This window comes from Winogradskyella psychrotolerans, assembly GCF_018860565.1.
GTDB classification, from domain to species: Bacteria; Bacteroidota; Bacteroidia; order Flavobacteriales; family Flavobacteriaceae; genus Winogradskyella; species Winogradskyella damuponensis.
This window is the reverse complement of sequence record NZ_JAHKPS010000009.1, coordinates 304,020-322,264: the sequence shown is the minus strand read 5'-3', so window position 1 is coordinate 322,264 and position 18,245 is coordinate 304,020. Positions and strand designations below refer to the sequence as shown.

The 18,245-nt window shown below is 33.2% G+C and carries 17 protein-coding genes; 6 read left to right on the top strand and 11 right to left on the bottom strand.

Annotated features, from left to right (window positions below; translation table 11 throughout):
* The first annotated feature begins 14 nt into the window (after positions 1 to 14).
* The 4 genes from KO504_RS03960 (at position 15) to guaB (ending at position 5,765) form a co-directional block, all read left to right on the top strand.
* Complete coding sequence (locus KO504_RS03960) at positions 15 to 1,487, top strand: ankyrin repeat domain-containing protein (protein ID WP_215925028.1); 1,473 nt, start codon at positions 15 to 17, stop codon at positions 1,485 to 1,487.
* Positions 1,488 to 1,500: 13 nt separating this feature from the next.
* The gene (locus KO504_RS03955; RefSeq protein WP_215925027.1) at positions 1,501 to 1,986 is read left to right on the top strand and encodes a DUF2271 domain-containing protein; all 486 of its coding nucleotides are present in this window, start codon (positions 1,501 to 1,503) and stop codon (positions 1,984 to 1,986) included.
* Positions 1,987 to 1,996: 10 nt separating this feature from the next.
* A complete protein-coding gene (locus KO504_RS03950) occupies positions 1,997 to 4,195 on the top strand; it encodes a PepSY domain-containing protein (protein ID WP_215925026.1) in 2,199 nt (732 codons plus the stop codon).
* A 97-nt stretch (positions 4,196 to 4,292) separates the two neighbouring features.
* A complete protein-coding gene (gene guaB, locus KO504_RS03945) occupies positions 4,293 to 5,765 on the top strand; it encodes an IMP dehydrogenase (RefSeq protein WP_215925025.1) in 1,473 nt (490 codons plus the stop codon).
* A gap of 120 nt (positions 5,766 to 5,885) precedes the next feature.
* Here guaB and KO504_RS03940 read toward each other — a convergent pair whose 3' ends face one another.
* The 7 genes from KO504_RS03940 to recG form a co-directional block, all read right to left on the bottom strand.
* Entirely contained in the window at positions 5,886 to 6,614 is a 729-nt protein-coding gene (locus KO504_RS03940; protein ID WP_215925024.1) for a siderophore-interacting protein, read from the bottom strand.
* 11 nt (positions 6,615 to 6,625) lie between these two features.
* The gene (locus KO504_RS03935) at positions 6,626 to 7,486 is read right to left on the bottom strand and encodes an SDR family oxidoreductase (protein ID WP_215925023.1); all 861 of its coding nucleotides are present in this window, start codon (positions 7,484 to 7,486) and stop codon (positions 6,626 to 6,628) included.
* 13 nt (positions 7,487 to 7,499) lie between these two features.
* Positions 7,500 to 7,700 (bottom strand): hypothetical protein, encoded by a 201-nt coding sequence (locus KO504_RS03930; protein ID WP_215925022.1) that lies wholly within the window; start codon positions 7,698 to 7,700, stop codon positions 7,500 to 7,502.
* An 87-nt stretch (positions 7,701 to 7,787) separates the two neighbouring features.
* On the bottom strand, positions 7,788 to 8,651 hold the full coding sequence (locus KO504_RS03925; RefSeq protein WP_215925021.1) for a helix-turn-helix domain-containing protein: 864 nt from the start codon (positions 8,649 to 8,651) through the stop codon (positions 7,788 to 7,790).
* A gap of 150 nt (positions 8,652 to 8,801) precedes the next feature.
* Positions 8,802 to 9,569, bottom strand: coding sequence for a thioredoxin family protein (locus KO504_RS03920; protein WP_215925020.1), 768 nt, complete (start codon positions 9,567 to 9,569; stop codon positions 8,802 to 8,804).
* Positions 9,570 to 9,576: 7 nt separating this feature from the next.
* The gene (locus KO504_RS03915) at positions 9,577 to 10,053 is read right to left on the bottom strand and encodes a TlpA family protein disulfide reductase (RefSeq protein ID WP_215925019.1); all 477 of its coding nucleotides are present in this window, start codon (positions 10,051 to 10,053) and stop codon (positions 9,577 to 9,579) included.
* A gap of 236 nt (positions 10,054 to 10,289) precedes the next feature.
* Complete coding sequence (recG, locus tag KO504_RS03910) at positions 10,290 to 12,392, bottom strand: ATP-dependent DNA helicase RecG (RefSeq protein ID WP_215925018.1); 2,103 nt, start codon at positions 12,390 to 12,392, stop codon at positions 10,290 to 10,292.
* A gap of 402 nt (positions 12,393 to 12,794) precedes the next feature.
* Between recG and KO504_RS03905 the strand changes: the two genes are divergently transcribed.
* Entirely contained in the window at positions 12,795 to 14,768 is a 1,974-nt protein-coding gene (locus KO504_RS03905; RefSeq protein ID WP_215925017.1) for a M1 family metallopeptidase, read from the top strand.
* Positions 14,768 to 15,652 (top strand): patatin-like phospholipase family protein, encoded by an 885-nt coding sequence (locus KO504_RS03900; RefSeq protein WP_215925016.1) that lies wholly within the window; start codon positions 14,768 to 14,770, stop codon positions 15,650 to 15,652. Before KO504_RS03905 ends, KO504_RS03900 begins: the two co-directional genes overlap by 1 nt.
* 93 nt (positions 15,653 to 15,745) lie before the next feature.
* Here the strand turns inward: KO504_RS03900 and KO504_RS03895 are convergent, their stop codons facing one another.
* From KO504_RS03895 to KO504_RS03880, 4 genes are all read right to left on the bottom strand, one after another.
* Positions 15,746 to 16,018: a hypothetical protein gene (locus KO504_RS03895; protein ID WP_215925015.1), complete on the bottom strand. Its 273-nt coding sequence runs from the start codon at positions 16,016 to 16,018 to the stop codon at positions 15,746 to 15,748.
* Between the two features lie 57 nt (positions 16,019 to 16,075).
* Entirely contained in the window at positions 16,076 to 17,287 is a 1,212-nt protein-coding gene (locus tag KO504_RS03890; RefSeq protein WP_215925014.1) for a CotH kinase family protein, read from the bottom strand.
* A 208-nt stretch (positions 17,288 to 17,495) separates the two neighbouring features.
* Positions 17,496 to 17,735 (bottom strand): hypothetical protein, encoded by a 240-nt coding sequence (locus KO504_RS03885; protein ID WP_215925013.1) that lies wholly within the window; start codon positions 17,733 to 17,735, stop codon positions 17,496 to 17,498.
* A gap of 13 nt (positions 17,736 to 17,748) precedes the next feature.
* Complete coding sequence (locus KO504_RS03880; RefSeq protein WP_215925012.1) at positions 17,749 to 18,207, bottom strand: SRPBCC family protein; 459 nt, start codon at positions 18,205 to 18,207, stop codon at positions 17,749 to 17,751.
* Between the last annotated feature and the right edge of the window lie 38 nt (positions 18,208 to 18,245).

Here is an 18,245-nt window from a genome sequence, read left to right as displayed (position 1 = left end):
TATATATGAAAACAATGAAATCGATAGTAGTTATGCTTTTTTTAGCATTGTCGTTATCCACTTTTGCACAGCGTACGAATATCTTTTTAGATCGTGAATTTTGGGGAACTCAGCCAACGGTAGAAACTGTAAAGCAAAAAATAAAAGAAGGCAATAATCCTGCTGAAGCTAATGCTAACAATTTTGATGGTGTGGTTTATGCAACCTTGCAAGACGCACCTTTAAAGACTATTATTTATATGATTTCTCAAAAGGGAAATGATGTTAATAAACTAACACACGATGGTAGAACCTATGCGTTTTGGGCAGCTTATAAAGGCAATGCTGAATTGGTGGAATATCTATTAGAAAATGGGGCAAAAACCAATATAACAGATGATAAAGGAAATACCATTATTAATTTTGCAGCAGCTTCAGGACAAGCAAATACGGCAGTCTATGACATATTAACAACGTATGATGCAGAATTAATAAAGAAAACCAACCCTAATGGAGCTAATGCTTTATTGCTTGCAGCACCATATGATAAGGATTTTAAATTAACGACCTATTTCCAATCTAAAGGTTTAGATATTAATAGTGTTGACAAAGCAGGGAATGGTATTTTTAATTATGCTGCTAAAACGGGGCATATAGCGTTAATGAATTCTCTTTTAAAGAAAGGAATTAAAGGTACTGATGAAGCCTTTATATTTGCTGCAAATGGTACTAGAGGAGCAGCTAATGGTATTGAAGTCTATAAGTATTTAGAACGTATTGGTTTAAACCCAAATGTATCTAATGAAGAAGGTATTACTCCTTTACACGTTTTAGCTTCTAGAAGTAAAGACTTAGAAATTATAAATTTCTTATTAGAAAAAGGATTAGACGTAAGCACTAAAGACCTTAAAGGAAATAATGCGGTTATGAATGCGGCTTCTAGAAATGATTTGATCGTCGTTAAAACCTTAGTCGAGAAATTGAAAACTATTAATACGACTAACAAATATGGCCAATCAGCATTATCATTAGCGTTAAAAGGAAATTCTCCAGATGTGGTTACATATTTAATTGAAAAAGGATATGATACGACTATTGTTGATGCTGATGGTAATACCCTTGTGTATTATTTAGTAGAGTCATACTCTAAGCGAAATAAAGAACAGTTTACTCAAAAAATGGAAGTACTTAAAAAGAATAAAGTCGATTTAACTGCGGTTCATAAAAATGGCAATACATGGTATCATTTAGCGGTAGAAAAGAATAGTATTGAGCTTTTAGAAATTGCAACGACAATGGATCAAGATATTAATGCAAAAAATAATGAAGGTAATACCGCGTTGCATATTGCAGCAATGAAAGCACAAGACAATTCAGTTCTAAAATTTTTACTAAAACACGGTGCAAAAAAGCAAATTGTTACAGATTTTGATGAATCTGCTTATGATTTGGCAAAAGAAAATGAGTTGTTAAAGAAAAACAATGTTTCAATAGAATTTTTAAAGTAATAGAATTTTTAAGATGAAGAATATACGCATTATAGCATTATTAGGTATTGTAGCTTTTAGTTTCGTATCGTTTACTAATTTCACAGAATCATCAAAATATAAATGTATGATTCAAATGACAAATTATACAGGTGAAGGAGCCTATATTGTTATTTCATTATTGAATCCTGAAGGCGATTATGTAGAAACCTTAAACGTTAAAGGAGATGATGATGAGTGGTACAATACTATTGAATCGTGGTGGGACTATTATGGAAAAAGAAGACCAGATATCGATGCTATTACAGGAGCAACTATTAGCGGAGGCGAACGTGCTATAAGTGTCATTGAAATTGATAATGACAAATTAGATAAAGGTTACAAGTTAAGATTTGAAACCGCTGTTGAAGACCAAGAGTATTACGAAAGTGATGTAGAATTTGAGTTAACTTCAGAAACTGTAAAATCTAAAGTAGAAGGAAAAGGATTTATTCGTTACATCCGAATGATGCCTCAATAAAACCGATACTATGACCATTTCCATCTGGAGATACAGTCATCTAGTATTGGCTGTTATGTCTTCTTTGTTTATTTTAATAGCATCGGTAACAGGTGCTATTTTAGCGTTTGAACCCATTACAAATCAGTTGCAACCGTATGCTGTTTCTGGGGCAAACGATAGGTCTCTTGCTGAAACTTTAAATGTATTACAGCAAGAATATGATGAGGTATTTACACTCGAAGTCGATAAAAATGATTTCGTAAGTGTCTCAGTCATTACTAAAGAAGGAAACAGTGAAACCTTTTATGTCAATCCTTTTACAGGTGAAAAATTAGGTGATATTATTAAGAAAGCACCCATTTATGAATTCGCCACTAACCTTCACCGTTCGCTGTTCCTAAAAACAACAGGTCGTGTTTTAATTGGAGTCGTATCCTTTTTGTTATTTCTGATTTCAGTAACAGGAATTCAACTCATATTAAAACGTCAAGGGGGTATCAAACGTTTCTTTTCTAAAGTGGTTAGAGAAAACTTTGATCAGTATTATCATGTTGTTATAGGTCGATATGCTTTAATTCCTATTGTAATTATTACACTGACAGGTGTATTTCTATCGCTTGAAAAATTTGATTTACTTCCAGATTCTAAAATATCACACAATTATCCTGAGCAAGATGACGTTGAAAACAAATTAGACATCATAGAGTTTCAAACATTTCAAAACATAAAACTTGAAGATGTAAGCTATGTTGAGTTTCCATTTTCTGATGATATTGAAGATTATTTCACCGTTAAATTATCTGATAAGGAAATTTTAGTCAATCAGTATACAGGAGCTATCGTCAGTAACCAAAACACCTCGTTTGTAGCATTAGCGTCTAATTGGAGCCTAATTTTACATACAGGTCAAGGGACTATCCTTTGGTCAGTCGTATTGTTCTTAGCGAGTTTGGCCATTTTATTTTTTATGTATTCTGGCTTTGCCATGACCTTAAAACGACGAAAAGAAACAGCGAAAATTAAGAATAAATTCAAAAAAGATGAGGCAGACTATATCATTTTAGTTGGTTCTGAAACCGGTAATACCTTTAATTCTGCCAAGTTATTTTATGACGCTTTAATCGCAGAAGGTCATTCGGTTTTTATTACAGCTTTAAACGCGTATTCAGAATATAAAAATGCGAAATATATTATCGTTTTTGCCTCGACTTACGGCGAAGGTGAAGCGCCAACAAGTGCTTCAAATTTTGAAAAATTATTTCAAAAAGTGCAACAGCAGCAAGTAATGAAGTATGCAGTTGTTGGTTTTGGATCGCTTATGTATCCTGATTATTGTAAATATGCCATTGAAGTGGATGAGATGTTTCAAACGCAAGATCATTTTGTAAAACACCTTCCGCTTTTCAAAATTAATAATCAATCCTTTGAAGCTTATAAAATATGGATTAAGCAATGGAATGAACGTACAAATCACGATTTAAAGATTAAGTTTCAAAAACCTCAAATCAATTTAAAAAAATTAAAGAAGTTTAAGGTTATTAATAAATCAGAACACAATAAGGACGATTCGTTTTTAGTGCAATTACGACCTCATAAAAAGATAAAATTTGAGTCTGGTGATTTGTTGTCTTTATATCCGGAAGCCGATTTTATTGAACGCCAATATTCTATTGGTAAAATAGAAAATGACATTATTTTAAGTATTAAAAAACACGAATTTGGTGTTTGCTCTAATTATTTCAACAACTTAAAAGTCAACGAAATCGTTAAAGCGCAAGTTAAACGAAACTTAGATTTTCATTTCCCAACCGATGTAAAAGACGTGGTAATGATAGCCAATGGTACCGGAATTGCACCGTTTTTGGGAATGATTAATGAGAATCATACTAAAATGGAAAACCATTTATTTTGGGGAGGACGCACACAAGATTCTTTAAAAATTTACGAAAACATTATCGATTCGGCATTTCGTAAAAAGACTTTATCTAGTTTTCATATTGCGTATTCACAAGAGCAGAACGATAAAATTTACGTTCAAGATTTAATTTTAGAGCATCAAGATTTATTAAGCCGTGTTTTAAATACAGGTGGAGTGGTAATGATTTGTGGTTCTGTAGCCATGCAAAATCGGGTTTTAGAGGTGTTACATACCATCACTACAACACACTTAGACAAACCGTTAAGTGCCTTTAAAAATAATAATCAACTTAAAATGGATTGTTATTGATTATTAATAGATTGTTAAGTGTTGTAAATAGCCTTTAAATATCTTATAATTTGTCAATATTAATTGTACTTTTGCGTGCAATTAAATTTTAATTGCCATGACAGCACACGAAAATAAAATTGTTGGAGAAGGTCTTACTTACGATGACGTACTCTTAGTTCCAGCATTTTCAGAAGTTCTTCCTCGCGAAGTTAGTATTCAAACTAAATTTACAAAAAACATAACCATTAACATTCCTGTGATTTCCGCAGCAATGGATACGGTTACCGAAAGTAAAATGGCGATTGCTATGGCGCAAGAAGGTGGAATAGGTGTGTTGCATAAAAACATGACGATTGATCAGCAAGCCGATAAGGTTCGTCGTGTAAAGCGTGCAGAAAGCGGTATGATTATCGACCCTGTTACGCTACCATTAACCGCAACTGTTTTTGATGCCAAGTCAAATATGGCAGAACATGGTATTGGAGGTATTCCAATTGTAGGCGATAATGGCGAATTAAAAGGTATTGTTACCAACAGAGATTTACGTTTTGAACACGATAGTAAGAAGCCTATTGTTGATGTTATGACTAAAGACAATTTAGTCACTGCAGCTGTAGGTACCTCTTTAAAAGATGCTGAAAAAATTCTTCAACAAAACAAAATTGAAAAATTATTAATTGTTGATGATAATTATAAACTAAAGGGACTAATTACCTTTAGAGATATCACTAAGGTGACGCAAAAGCCAAATGCCAATAAAGATTCTTTCGGAAGATTACGTGTAGCAGCAGCTATTGGAGTTACAGGCGATGCTGTAGAGCGTGCTTCGGCATTAGTAAATGCAGGAGTCGATGCTGTGATTATTGATACCGCTCATGGTCATACCAAAGGTGTTGTAGCAGTGTTAAAAGAAATCAAAACGAAATTCCCTAAACTTGAAGTCATTGTAGGTAATATTGCTACTGGTGCTGCTGCAAAATATTTAGTAGAAGCTGGAGCTGATGCAGTGAAAGTTGGTATCGGGCCAGGTTCAATTTGTACCACTAGAGTAGTAGCAGGAGTTGGTTTTCCTCAGTTTTCTGCAGTGTTAGAAGTCGCTGCGGCTATTAAAGGCTCAGGAGTTCCTGTGATTGCAGATGGTGGAATTCGTTATACAGGAGATATTCCTAAAGCAATTGCCGCTGGTGCAGATACCGTAATGTTAGGATCGCTTTTGGCAGGAACAAAAGAAAGTCCAGGAGAAACGATTATCTATGAAGGACGTAAGTTTAAGTCTTACCGAGGCATGGGGTCTGTAGAAGCCATGAAACAAGGAAGTAAAGACCGTTATTTCCAAGATGTTGAAGACGATATTAAAAAATTAGTTCCTGAAGGTATTGTTGGTCGTGTGCCTTATAAAGGTGAGTTGGTAGAAAGTATTCACCAGTTTATTGGTGGACTTAGAGCAGGAATGGGCTATTGTGGTGCTAAAGATATTGCCACTTTAAAAGAAACCGGACGTTTTGTAAAAATCACAAGTTCTGGTATTAATGAAAGTCACCCACATGATGTTACCATTACTAAGGAAGCACCAAATTATTCTAGATAACCAAATTCTTGCGACAGTAGGAATCTATATATTAGCAAAAAAAACAGCATCTTTAAAGGTGCTGTTTTTTTTTGTGGCTATACTAATCTAGGGGTTGTTTTAACGTCTTTTTATTGGGAATTATTCTAGACCTTTTTTTTCAGGGTTCCAAAAAGGTTTTGTTTTTATTCGTTTGGTGTCCCAATGCAATTCTTTTCTAAAAAAATGATTTAAAGCAATACAGGTTCTGCTATCACCAGCAATATAAACTAGCGTTTTGCCTTTTAGAGTTGGGATGATGTCTTTTAATTTGGTGATGATTTCATGGTATGGGTTTTCAGGTAATTCATAAAAATTAAAAGGAAAATGCCCATCTATATCTGGAAATAATTCACTTTTATTAGAATTATAGATAACACTACCGATTTGCTTATCCTTGCCAATATTTCGGTTAATCATGTATAAATGAGACAAAGCAGAAAGATCTCCTATCATGATATAGCTTTCGGCTGAATCATCTGCAATGAAATTACCTTTCTTCCATTTGTAATAAATGGTATCACCTTCTTTGCAATGCTTTGCCCATTGTGAGCCTATACCATTACTATGTGTGGCAATTGCTAAATCTAATGAGCCTTTTTCTTTATCAATATCCCAAACGCTGTAGCTTCTTATTTTGTCTTTCATTGACAGTTCTTCTTTACCAATACCTACAGCCATTCTTAAGAACGCACCAGGTGTAAATGTAGCTTTATGAATACTGTCTCCTTGAAGACGAATTCTATAAGCTTTGTTAGAAAGTGTAACTTTTTCTGTAATAGTAGCTTCTTCTAAAATTACCGTTTTTATGAAGTTTTCTAAAATACGCAATGCTCTTAAATTTAGTTTTGAACGTGATTTTTATGGTAATGTTCTATTAGTTCTAAAGCCGATTTGTGAGGTCTATCAGCAGCTTTTTCATAATCAGAATGCACATCGTTAGCACCATTTTTAATGCCTTCGTAAATTCCTGCTATGACTGTACCTAGAAACTCACCAAGCTCTGCTATTCTATCTGTCTTGTATGCTTCTACAGAAACAGCATGATAGATAAGATTTGTATTATAAACCTGATTAATAAAATCGGCTAGTTGCTTTTGAGAAATCGCTTCACCGACTAAATTATAGGTATTACCATTATGCTTTTCCTCTAATGACATTTTAGTATAGGCATATCCCAATTCTTCACGACTCGTATACGTGCATTTTCCTTGGTCTGCGGAATTTCTTATCTCACCGTCTTTTATGTAGGTATCTATATACTCTAAATCGGGTTCAATATAAATGCCGTTTCTACCAATAACCCATTGTAAACCGGAATTACGGATGTCTTCTTCTGTCTGACGATTACTTTGTACCACTGGACTGAAAGCATTGTTTTCTTCAGCACCCACAATACTCGTATATACTATTTTATGAACGCCGTTTTGTTTGGCTGCTTCAATGACATTGCGGTGTTGTTGTATTCGTTTTTGTGGCTCATCTATACCCGAAACTAACAATACGATATCTATACCTTTTAAAGCGGTATTGAAATCTTCACGACTATTATAATCACCTTTTCTAACTTCTACACCTAGGTGTTCTGCCTTTTCAGTGGTTCGTGCTATGGCTATGATATTTTCGTTTTTAGTGGCTTTTAAAAGTGCTTTTACAATGGCAGATCCTAAATGACCGCTTGCTGATGTTACTGCAATTTTCATAATAGGTGTTTATTTATGAGTGTTTAGATTTTAATAGGTCTAATTCTTTTTCAAGTTGATCGGCTTTCATTTTAAATTTATCCATGGCCTTTTTTAATTGCTGAATTTTTTTAAAAGCCTCTTCATCCTGAACGGCTTGATATGTAGTTTCTCCTTCTTTTACTTTTATTTTAGAATAGCTCCCACAAGTAGGGCATTTTGCAACGTCGCTCATAATATGTTTTATAGCAAAGGTCTTCATATAACTACGATTGTAAAAGGTAAATGTATTATTAAAAATGGTAAATCTGAAACCTTATGATTAAAGTGAGGATTTGAATTCCTTGGGAGAAAGGCCTGTGTGTTTTTTGAAAAACTTAGAGAAATTGGTGACTTCATCAAATCCATTTTGATAAGCCACTTCTTTTAGGCTTAAAGAGCTACTGAAAATAACACGCTTAATTTCTAAAATCACGTAATTATCAATAAAATGTTTGGCAGTATTTAAGGTACTTGCTCTAACTATAGAGTTGAGGTGTTTTGTAGATATGTTGAGTAACTGTGCGTAATCTTTGACGTTTCGTGTTTTGGTATAATGTTTTTCAACTAAAGTTTTGAAGTTCATAAAAAGGCTTTGATGTTTTTTATTAAACGTTTTATTAGAGATTTTATGAGTTTCGCGCTCTAGTTTTAATAGAAATAGTTCTAATATAGTAGCTACTATTTCTTTTTGAGCATAAGTGTATTTACTTTGGATCTCTTCGGTTAATCGTTCTAAAAAAAAATCGGTTAAGGAGCTGTTTTCAACTAATGGATCCGAAATATGATAGTTGTATAAATGCGAAATAAATTCAATAGAAGACTTTGAGAAGTATTTTAAAATAAAATCCTCTGTAAATATGACCAGATAACCATCGTACTGTAAATTATCTTGAAAAGCATGTACTTGACCTTTCGCAATTTTAAGTACAGAGCCTTTTTGGATGTTGTAAGTCTTTAAATCAATTTGATGTTCACCTTTACCTTCTGTGACAATCAATAAGGCAAAAAAGGAAATTCGGTGAGGCTGATGTGGATTGTGACTAGGATCTTTTTTTATACGAGAGAATAATTCAGCTAATGGAATGCATTCAATATCTGTAGCTCCTTCGCTACTTTTGAAAGCTATATTAGGGAAATGATTCATTAATGAATTGCTTGTAAATTTTGAATAAAAATAGTAATTAATATGGATTGTGTTGAGTAATGTAAGTTAGCGACCCCTTAATCAGTGCTATAAAAACAAAAACAGCATCGAGAAGATGCTGTTTTTATAACTGTTGTTTTAGTGTGTCTTTTAGGCTCTGCTAGCTTTTACAGGACAACCTATAGCTTTTGTGAAATTCGGATTTGGTTGTTCTCCTTTTTCTAAAGCATCAATGGCGTCTTTTACATAGTTAACCTTAACATCTTTAGGTGATTTTGCGTTATCATCTATAGTACCAATATATTGTACTTTACGTTCTGCATCTAATAAGAATACATGAGGTGTTCTTACAGCGCCATATTGAGGATATATTTCTTGACCTTCGTCTACTAAGTAAGGAAATGTAAACCCTTTGTCTTCTGAGCGTTTTTGCATTGCTTCATAACCTTCTTTTTCGTTTTCTGGACTATTTGGGTTAATAGCGATTACAGGATAACCTTTTGGTGCATATTCATTGTTTAAAGCGATTAAGCGGTCTTCATATAATTTTGAAAATGGACATTCATTACAAGTAAATGTGACGATGTATCCTTTGGCGTTTTCAATGCTAGCTAAAGAAACCATTGAACCATCAATGTTTTTTAAGTTAAAACCAGTAGCAACATCACCAATGTTGTAACCTCCAATTTCTTCTAGGGTTTTGGTTTGTTCTGGACTACCTCCTTTAGGTGGTCCTTTTCTATCACCTCCATGTGGTGGTCCTTTTCGGTCTCCGTCATGTGGAGGGTGTTCTCCTTTATGATCTTTATGTTGATTTTCAGCAGAAGGTTCTCCTGTTGTATTTCCTTCATTTTTACAAGATACAAGTACACTTGCAGATAAGCCAATAATGGCAATTAGAACACTGATTCTTTTCATGTTTGTTTTAATTAAGTTTGTTTATTTGGTTTTCTAGGTCTTCTAAATTTTCGAATGAACGTTCATAAAATAAGCGTTCATCTTTGTTGAACATAATGGTAAATGGAATGGCGCCAGACCAATTAGGGGCAATTTTGTTTATCCAAGTATTAGAATCTGGATCATCTAATAGCACCACTTTAGAGCTTATATTTTTTTCCTTTAAAAAAGGCTTAAGTTTTGTTTCAATGTCTTTTGGGAAATCTAAGCTTACTAAAATGACTTCAACGTCAGGGTGTTTTACTGCAAATTGCTCAATATATGGTAATTCTTTGACGCAAGGAGCACACCACATTGCCCAAAAATTAATGAGATAGGTTTTGTTGGAATCTGTATAAATTAAGGGTTCAAATTGATTAAAATCGTAAACAGGAATGTCTTGATTATGATTCGTAGTTGTGTTAGATTTTAAAGTTTTGTCTGTGTTTGTATTGTTGCAACTCATAAAAAAACAGAGTGCTAAAACTAGATATGGTGTTGATTTTAGGGGTTTTAACTTTAATAACTTCAAGATGATGTATTCTATATATTTTTGGTTAGACTCCGTCAAAGTCAAAAGGTTTAATTTAAAAGTGATTTTTTTATGTTTTTCTGAGGTAAGTTATTGATATGAAAATGGAATTTACTTATTCTAAAAATAAGGTGTTAGTAAGTGGTTGTAAATGTTTGTTTTGACACTTTTTAACTTATATAATTCCATATATTACGATACTTACTCATTTGTCGGTAAGTGTTCAAAATAACTTTATGCTCAGGCGCAGCCAGGCTAGGATCTTGTTTTAGAATACTTTTAGCGTAATAGCGCGATTGTTCTAAGATGTCTTTGTCTTTAACAATGTCTGCGATTCGTAAATTTAAAATACCACTTTGTTGCGTGCCCATAATATCACCTGGTCCACGCAGTTTTAAATCCACTTCAGCAATTTCGAAGCCATCACTGCTACGTACCATAGTTTCTAGTCTGGTTTTACTATCCTGGCTCAGTTTATGGCTCGTCATTAAAATACAATAACTCTGTTCGGCACCACGACCAACACGACCACGTAATTGGTGCAATTGCGATAAGCCAAAACGTTCTGCACTTTCAATAATCATTACCGATGCATTTGGGACGTTTACGCCAACTTCAATGACGGTTGTAGCTACCATAATTTGGGTTTCACCTTTAACAAAACGTTCCATTTCGTAATCTTTGTCGGCTGGTTTCATTTTACCATGCACAATCGAAATTTGATAATTTGGCATAGGAAATTCTCTAGAGACACTTTCGTAGCCATCCATCAAATCCTTATAATCCATTTTTTCGCTCTCTTGAATTAAGGGATAGACAATATAAATTTGTCTTCCTAAAGCGATTTCATCTTTCATGAATTTAAAAACTTTTAGGCGATTATTGTCGTAGCGATGTACTGTTTTTATAGGTTTTCGACCTGCTGGTAATTCATCAATTACAGAGATGTCTAAGTCACCATATACAGACATGGCTAAAGTTCTCGGAATTGGAGTAGCGGTCATCACCAAAACGTTGGGAGGTAATTCATTTTTATGCCATAACTTACTCCGTTGGGCGACTCCAAATCGGTGCTGTTCATCTATAATCGCAAGGCCTAAATTTTTGAATTTCACCTTGTCTTCAAGCAGTGCATGTGTGCCAATTAAGATCTGTAGATTCCCATTTTCTAGATTTTCATGAATTATCTTTCTATATGAAGTTTTTGTTGAGCCTGTTAATAATGAAACACTGATGTTGAGTGGTTTACATAATTCACTTATTCCTTGGTAGTGTTGAGCTGACAAAATAGCAGTTGGGGCCATTAGGCAGCATTGAAAATCGTTGTCAAGTCCCATGAGCATTGACATAAAGGCTACGATAGTTTTGCCAGAGCCGACATCTCCCTGTAAAAGTCGATTCATCTGTGCATTGCTACCTAAATCAAGTCTAATTTCTTTTAAAACACGCTTCTGTGCATTGGTTAATTCAAAGGGTAAATGGTTTTTGTAAAAGGTGTTAAAATAGTCGCCAACTTTATCAAAGGAGAAGCCTTTGATTTTTGATTTGTGAATGAGATTTTTAATAATTAATTGCAGTTGAATGTAAAATAATTCTTCAAATTTTAATCGAAATTGAGCTCTTGCAAGAAGCTCTGGAGTCTTCGGGAAATGAATATTAAAAAGTGCCTCTGATTTAGGAATTAATTTTAATTCAGTCATCACTGAATCAGGCAGGGTTTCAACAAAGCGTCCTTTTGATTCCAAAAACAACTGCTGCATAATTTTGGTAACGACTTTGTTTGTGATGCCTTTATTTGATAATTTTTCGGTTGATGGGTATATGGCTTGCATGGCAGAACGCAAGTTGCTCTCATGCTCAGCTTGTAATTCAATTTCGGGATGTGGCATGCTGTATTTTCCGTTAAACCAATTGGTTTTTCCGAAAATCACGTAAGGTTGACCTGTTTTTAGGTTTTCTCGTATCCATTTCTGTCCTCTAAACCAAACGAGTTCCATTATTCCGCTGTCGTCTCTAAAGTTAGCAACTAGGCGTTTGCCTCGTTTTTGGGCCACTTCTTTAAATCCAGTTATGACACCAACGATTTGAACTTCGGCGTTGTTACGCTGTAATTCATTTATTTTATAATATCTGGTGCGATCTATATAACGATTAGGGAATAGATTGATGAGGTCTTGATATGTTTGAATACCCAGCTCTGAGCGCAACAAATCCGCTCGGTTTGGGCCGACACCTTTGAGATAATCAATGGGAGTTTGTAAATTCACGCTCATGAGAACGAAATTAAACTATTTCGTTATAAAGTAAAAGTTCAAAACGGCTCTTTGATTATTTTATTGAAATAAATTAATGGTGTGAAAAGGCGCAAAGATTTTAATTTGATATTACAGGAAAATGTTTTCGTTAATAAGGTGCTTTATCTCAAAACGTTGTCAAATTGAATATTTGTAGTTTTAGTGATTTTCTTAACACTTTTTCTTACCAGTGGCACTCATTAGTATAGTGTTTTTAAAAACAAATTTTTGAGGAATTAGATTGAAGGAGCTAAGCTTTTTGAAAACTTTGTCTGTAACTCAGTTGTTATGTATTGAATCTAAAACTTACTATTTTGTTAAATGACCAATATAAAATTATAGAAAGATGTATTTTGGTCATATTGTTGTTTAATATTATCTATGAAGAATTTTTTTATCATTTTGTGTGCGTGTTTAGCTAGTGTTTCGGTTGCACAACAAACAGACTATGTGGATTTTAAAAAAGTAGAAGCTTTAATTGTTTTTAATCAATTTCAGGTTGATAGCACAAAATATAACTCCTATGATGCAAAGTTTGATATTCTTAGATCTACTGATTCTATTTATTTAGACGCCATTAATATGAAGTTTATACATGTTGCTATTGATGGTTCTGAAATAAACTTTAGTAATGATGGTAAAAAGCTAAAAATATATCACAGTTTTGAAAAAGGGAAGACTTATAATCTAAGTTTTTTGTTTTTTGCTTCTCCTAAAAAGGCGATGTATTTTGTTGGTTGGGAAAATGAAGGAAGGAATCAAATTTGGACACAAGGTCAAGGGAAATATACAAGTAATTGGTTGCCAAGTCTAGATGATACAAATGATAAAATTGAGTTTGATTTAAAATTTGTTGCACCAAAAACATATCAGGTTATTTCAAATGGAGTTTTAAAATCTAAATCAGACAATGATGGACATGTGCTTTGGGAATATGATATGAAGCATCCAATGTCTAGTTATTTGGTTGCTGTTGTTGTTGGTAAATATGATAAGAAAACAGAAACCTCTAAAAGTGGTATTCCTTTAGAATATTACTACTATCCAGAAGATTCTTTAAAAGTTGAGCCAACGTATCGTTATTCTAAGCAAATGTTCGATTTTCTAGAAGAAGAAATTGGAGTTGCTTACCCATGGCAAAATTATAAACAAGTGCCTGTACATGATTTTCTGTATGCAGGTATGGAAAACACAAGCCTTACTATTTTTTCTGATGCTTTTGTGGTAGATTCTATAGGTTTTAATGATAAAAACTATGTAAACGTTAATGCTCATGAGCTTGCGCATCAATGGTTTGGTGATTTGGTAACAGCTAAGTCTGGAGCGCATCATTGGTTACAAGAAGGGTTTGCAACTTATTATGCGCTTTTAGCAGAAAAGGATGTTTTTGGTGAAAATTATTTTTATTTTAAACTTTTAGAATCATCAATAGATTTAGGAAAGCAAGATATTTCAGGCAATGGAACATCGCTTCTAAATCCTAAATCTAGTAGTCTAACATTTTATCAGCGCGGGGCGTGGGTTTTACATGCGCTACGAACTAAAGTTGGAGATCGAGTTTTTAGGCAAGCTGTAATAAATTATTTGGAAAAATATAAATTTAAAAATGCTGAAACTTCCGATTTTATAAAGGAAGTAGAGCGTATATATGGACGCTCTTTGTCTAGTTTTGTGAACTTATGGATAAAGCAAAAAGATTTTCCTGTGGATAATGCTTTTGATATATTGAAACAACAATCTACTTATATCAATGAGTTTTTGATGGTAGACTGTCAGGCAAAATCATCTAAATGTTCTGAATATCTCAAGTATTACGTGTCTGATGAGGCAAAAGCGAAAATTATATCACAAGTACCAGAATTGGTAACACCTGAAACCTTTAACAATGGTTTAAAAGTTCGTCAGGCTATCTCTAAATATGTGAGGCAAATACCTGTTAATTTAAAGGAAGATTATGAGTCGCTTTTGGATGATAAGTCGTACATTACCATAGAAAACGCATTGTACAATCTTTGGTCTAGTTTTCCTGAGGATCGATCGGCTTATCTTTTTAAAACAAGAGATATTGTTGGTTTTAATGATAAAAATGTACGGTTGTTATGGATTGTTTTAAATCTTAGTACACCGTTTTATAAAGCAGATAACAAACAAGCTTTATTTCAAGAATTGATAGGTTATACAGGTGAGAAGTACAATGCAGATTTAAGAATTAAGGCGTTTCAGTATTTAAAAATGATAAAATCTTGTAATGAAGACTGTATGTCTAATTTAGAAAACGCAAAATCACATCATAATTGGCGTTTGGTTAAGTTTGCCAAGCAGTTATCTGAAGAATTAGAACAAAAAAGAAATTAATGCGAGCATTAGTAATATCTGGAGGTGGAAGTAAAGGTGCGTTTGCGGGTGGTGTTGCTCAGTACTTAATAGAGCGTGAAAAACATAATTACGATATGTTTTTAGGGACCTCTACAGGAAGTCTTTTAGTACCACACTTGGCTGCTAATGAAATAGGAAAGCTCTACGATATTTTTACAAATGTGCAACAACACGACATTTTTAGTGTAAGTCCTTTTATACAACGTAAAAAAGGAGATAGAGAATATGTGTCTATTGATTTTGTAAATTCTTTATGGCAGTTTATAAGACGAAGACGAACTTTTGGAGAAAGTAAAGCGCTCAGACGAAATATTAGAAAAAATGTAACTTTTGCCGAATACACAAAAATTAAAAAAGAAAAGCACGATGTCGTGGTTACGGTATCTAACTTGTCTATGAATCGTGTAGAGTATAAATCTATACAAGAGTGTTCTTACGAAGAGTTTTGCAATTGGATTTGGATTTCTTGTAACTATATACCATTTATGTCTTTGGCTAAAGTTGATGGTTATGAATATGCAGATGGTGGATTAGGAAGTGTTATTCCTATTAGAGAGGCAATACGAAGAGGAGCAACAGAAGTTGACGCTATTGTGTTAGAAGCTGAAACATTAGGAAAACAAAAAGTTTTAGGAAAAAATCCATTTTCATTAATGATTAGTTTATTTGGTCATTTGCTGGATCAGGTCGAAAAAAATGATGTTATCATTGGAAAGCTTGCCGCAAAGCATAATAATGTGAAGTTGAATTTATATTATACTCCAACGAGTCTTACAGAAAATTCATTGATATTTAGTAAGCGATTAATGGAAAAATGGTGGATAGAAGGCTATGAATATGCTGAAAGACGACATGAAGAATAAGTGTTCGTATTTATTAAATTAAGGTGTAACTAGTTTAATAATCAATGTTTTGTATTCTTGAGATTTTCTCCCATTGAGAATGATATTTTCTATTTAAAAAATGGTAACATAATCACCAACCTTGAGCTTTTTTGCTAGAGAATGAGATTTGGCATTGAGTGAATTTCCTGAAACAGCTATTGTGGCGTGACCTTTGAATTTAATTTTAAAGTTTTCAATTTCAAAAGGTTTATTTTCAAGAAGAGCAGCACATTTTAAAGTTAATTTATTAGCGGTTAGTTGGTCTTTAGTTATTTCAAAAGTACAAGGAGCTCTATTAGTTAAGAGGTTTTCTGAACTTTGACTTTGTGCGAATGAAAAAATCAAAAATAAAGATTAAACAGGATGAAAATCTCATAGTGCATTAGTGTTTAAAAAAGTAAATTACAAATTATTGAAGGAGGTGTTAAGCCACTCTAATCTATCATTAAGCCACTGGTCTAGATAGGTGACTTCTTCGTCGTATGTTGGGTAAAAGACATTGTTAGGCCAAACATAGACGCCTAAAATGGGCCAAGTATTAAAGTTTCTTTCTTGTGCTTCATATAAAAAGGAAGAATTTGAGTTAATTTTTTCTTGAAAAAGGCTTCTATTGTTATAAAAATAATTAAATCTAGATTTTACTTTTTCAACAAAAATAGGATCTTCAAAAAGGCGAGAATACCAAGTGGCATTTTTAATCCAAAACCCATCTGTAGTATCATTTCCGTTATAGTTAATGTTACCAAGACTAATGTCGTAATCCCATATTGGTCCCATTTTTAATTTACCGCCAGGGATGTAGTTCATATAAACACTAGAGTAAAAGATAGCATCATTGTTTTTTGTTATTTCATTTACAAGATACCAGTCTATAAAAGAATCTACATCTATATATTTAGCATATCCATTAATAGGGTCGCTAAAATTGTCTCCTAAGAGTACGCTTTCGGTTAATTCGATATAGTTTTTTATAATATTATACGCATTGTCTTCAGTATTGAGGCTAGGTTCTTTAATGTTGAATAAATAATGACTTGTTTCAAAATAAACGTCGTCTTCGTCTAGTCTAGAAAGTTGGTCTACCTCTAGTAGGTAGCCATCATCTCCAATATTTACCCTATTGGAAGATTCTTCTACTTTTTGGGTAATCTGATAGACGCCTAAATATTCACTATTTATAAAAAGTTCAACAAAACGACTCTCTGGAGTCCAGTCTAAATCGCTAAATCTGCTCAAGTCAAATGCGACTTCATTTCGTAGCATTGTTTTGTCTGTATAATTTGCTAATAAAATCCACTTTTTGTCTTCAGGCATTCCTAAAACACTTTCTTTAGAGTCAAATTTTATTTGATATGGTTTTTTAGGGAAATTCCAAGTTGTATTTCCTCTACCTCTAATTTTGAGATCAGCTAACAGGTTGTTGTCAATACTTTCTCCTGATATTTCTAAGCTTCCATTTAAATAGTCTTCTTTAGAAACAATAGGTGATAGGTTCTCGGTTGTTATTGATATTATTGGGAGGTTTGCTGATGGTTCTGGTGTCTCAGAAACGCGTCTGTCTTCACTACAACCTAATAACAATAGTAAAAAGAGTATTGGTATAATTTTTTTCATAACTAACATTTAATTTGCGGTTAGCAAAATTGTAAATTACCGTTAATAATTCACTGGTAAAAAGCATTTAAATACGTAAAGAAACGAGATGTAGGTATGCTATTCAATTTTAAACGAAGGTAGTTTAAAGTTTTTAAAAACTCAAATCACTGGTGGTTAGCGGTTTGGGTTAGTGTTTGGTATTTGTTTGGAGTAAAAAAGAACTTATTTATGCTTCAGAATACACTTGTCCTCTATGAGGTTTTAAAGCATCTCTAATGGGTTTCATTTCAGATTCATCAACTACTAAATATGCTAAACTGTGCATATCACTTATAGATTCAACGCCAGTAATTGTAATGTTTAATTTGTTAATTGCAATATATTCTTTTAGGTGTATTAAATGATGCTCTGCCGTTTTCTGTCCAGCAGGTCCTCTAAAATCCCATATTAATTTTAATTTCCGCATTGATGTAATTTTTTTATTCTTTATTATAAACAGAGGTTCCTTTTTCTACAAAATTTTTAAAGTTAGTCATATACGTTTTTGTCTGTTTTTTAAAAGCTTTAGGCATTAAAAGCAACATCATGCTCATTTTAAAATTTGTAGGTTGAAACTCATTTATAGAAATCCATTTTGTAAACTCATTTTCAATCGATTTAAAATGGTTTTCTTGTATATTGCGAATGCCTTTGGTTGTATAAGTACTGTAAATTTTATTAGGAAAATCTTGCATGGTAACGGTTTCTATAATTTCCATTTTACGTTTTCCAAAACTATAGTTCAGTCGCATTTTTGCTCCAAGTTCATTTGGTGTACCAGAAATATGTGCTGTACTAACTAAGCCTTCTTGCCAATGTTTTAAATTATCGGAGGATTTTAGTTTTTTTATGACTTCTGAAATGGGTTTTTTAATTAATATTTCAGTGGAATACCGCATGCTGAGGGAATTTTTATAAATGTATTAAAACCATTAGC

Coding starts and splice junctions, on each gene's coding strand:
- KO504_RS03880 (WP_215925012.1), bottom strand. CDS start 18,207: ATGCGGTATTCCACTGAAATATTAATTAAAAAACCCATTTCAGAAGTC.
- KO504_RS03885 (WP_215925013.1), bottom strand. CDS start 17,735: ATGCGGAAATTAAAATTAATATGGGATTTTAGAGGACCTGCTGGACAG.
- KO504_RS03950 (WP_215925026.1), top strand. CDS start 1,997: ATGACCATTTCCATCTGGAGATACAGTCATCTAGTATTGGCTGTTATG.
- KO504_RS03955 (WP_215925027.1), top strand. CDS start 1,501: ATGAAGAATATACGCATTATAGCATTATTAGGTATTGTAGCTTTTAGT.
- KO504_RS03920 (WP_215925020.1), bottom strand. CDS start 9,569: ATGAAAAGAATCAGTGTTCTAATTGCCATTATTGGCTTATCTGCAAGT.
- KO504_RS03915 (WP_215925019.1), bottom strand. CDS start 10,053: ATGAGTTGCAACAATACAAACACAGACAAAACTTTAAAATCTAACACA.
- KO504_RS03890 (WP_215925014.1), bottom strand. CDS start 17,287: ATGAAAAAAATTATACCAATACTCTTTTTACTATTGTTATTAGGTTGT.
- KO504_RS03930 (WP_215925022.1), bottom strand. CDS start 7,700: ATGAGCGACGTTGCAAAATGCCCTACTTGTGGGAGCTATTCTAAAATA.
- recG (WP_215925018.1), bottom strand. CDS start 12,392: ATGAGCGTGAATTTACAAACTCCCATTGATTATCTCAAAGGTGTCGGC.
- KO504_RS03935 (WP_215925023.1), bottom strand. CDS start 7,486: ATGAAAATTGCAGTAACATCAGCAAGCGGTCATTTAGGATCTGCCATT.
- KO504_RS03900 (WP_215925016.1), top strand. CDS start 14,768: ATGCGAGCATTAGTAATATCTGGAGGTGGAAGTAAAGGTGCGTTTGCG.
- guaB (WP_215925025.1), top strand. CDS start 4,293: ATGACAGCACACGAAAATAAAATTGTTGGAGAAGGTCTTACTTACGAT.
- KO504_RS03960 (WP_215925028.1), top strand. CDS start 15: ATGAAATCGATAGTAGTTATGCTTTTTTTAGCATTGTCGTTATCCACT.
- KO504_RS03925 (WP_215925021.1), bottom strand. CDS start 8,651: ATGAATCATTTCCCTAATATAGCTTTCAAAAGTAGCGAAGGAGCTACA.
- KO504_RS03905 (WP_215925017.1), top strand. CDS start 12,795: ATGAAGAATTTTTTTATCATTTTGTGTGCGTGTTTAGCTAGTGTTTCG.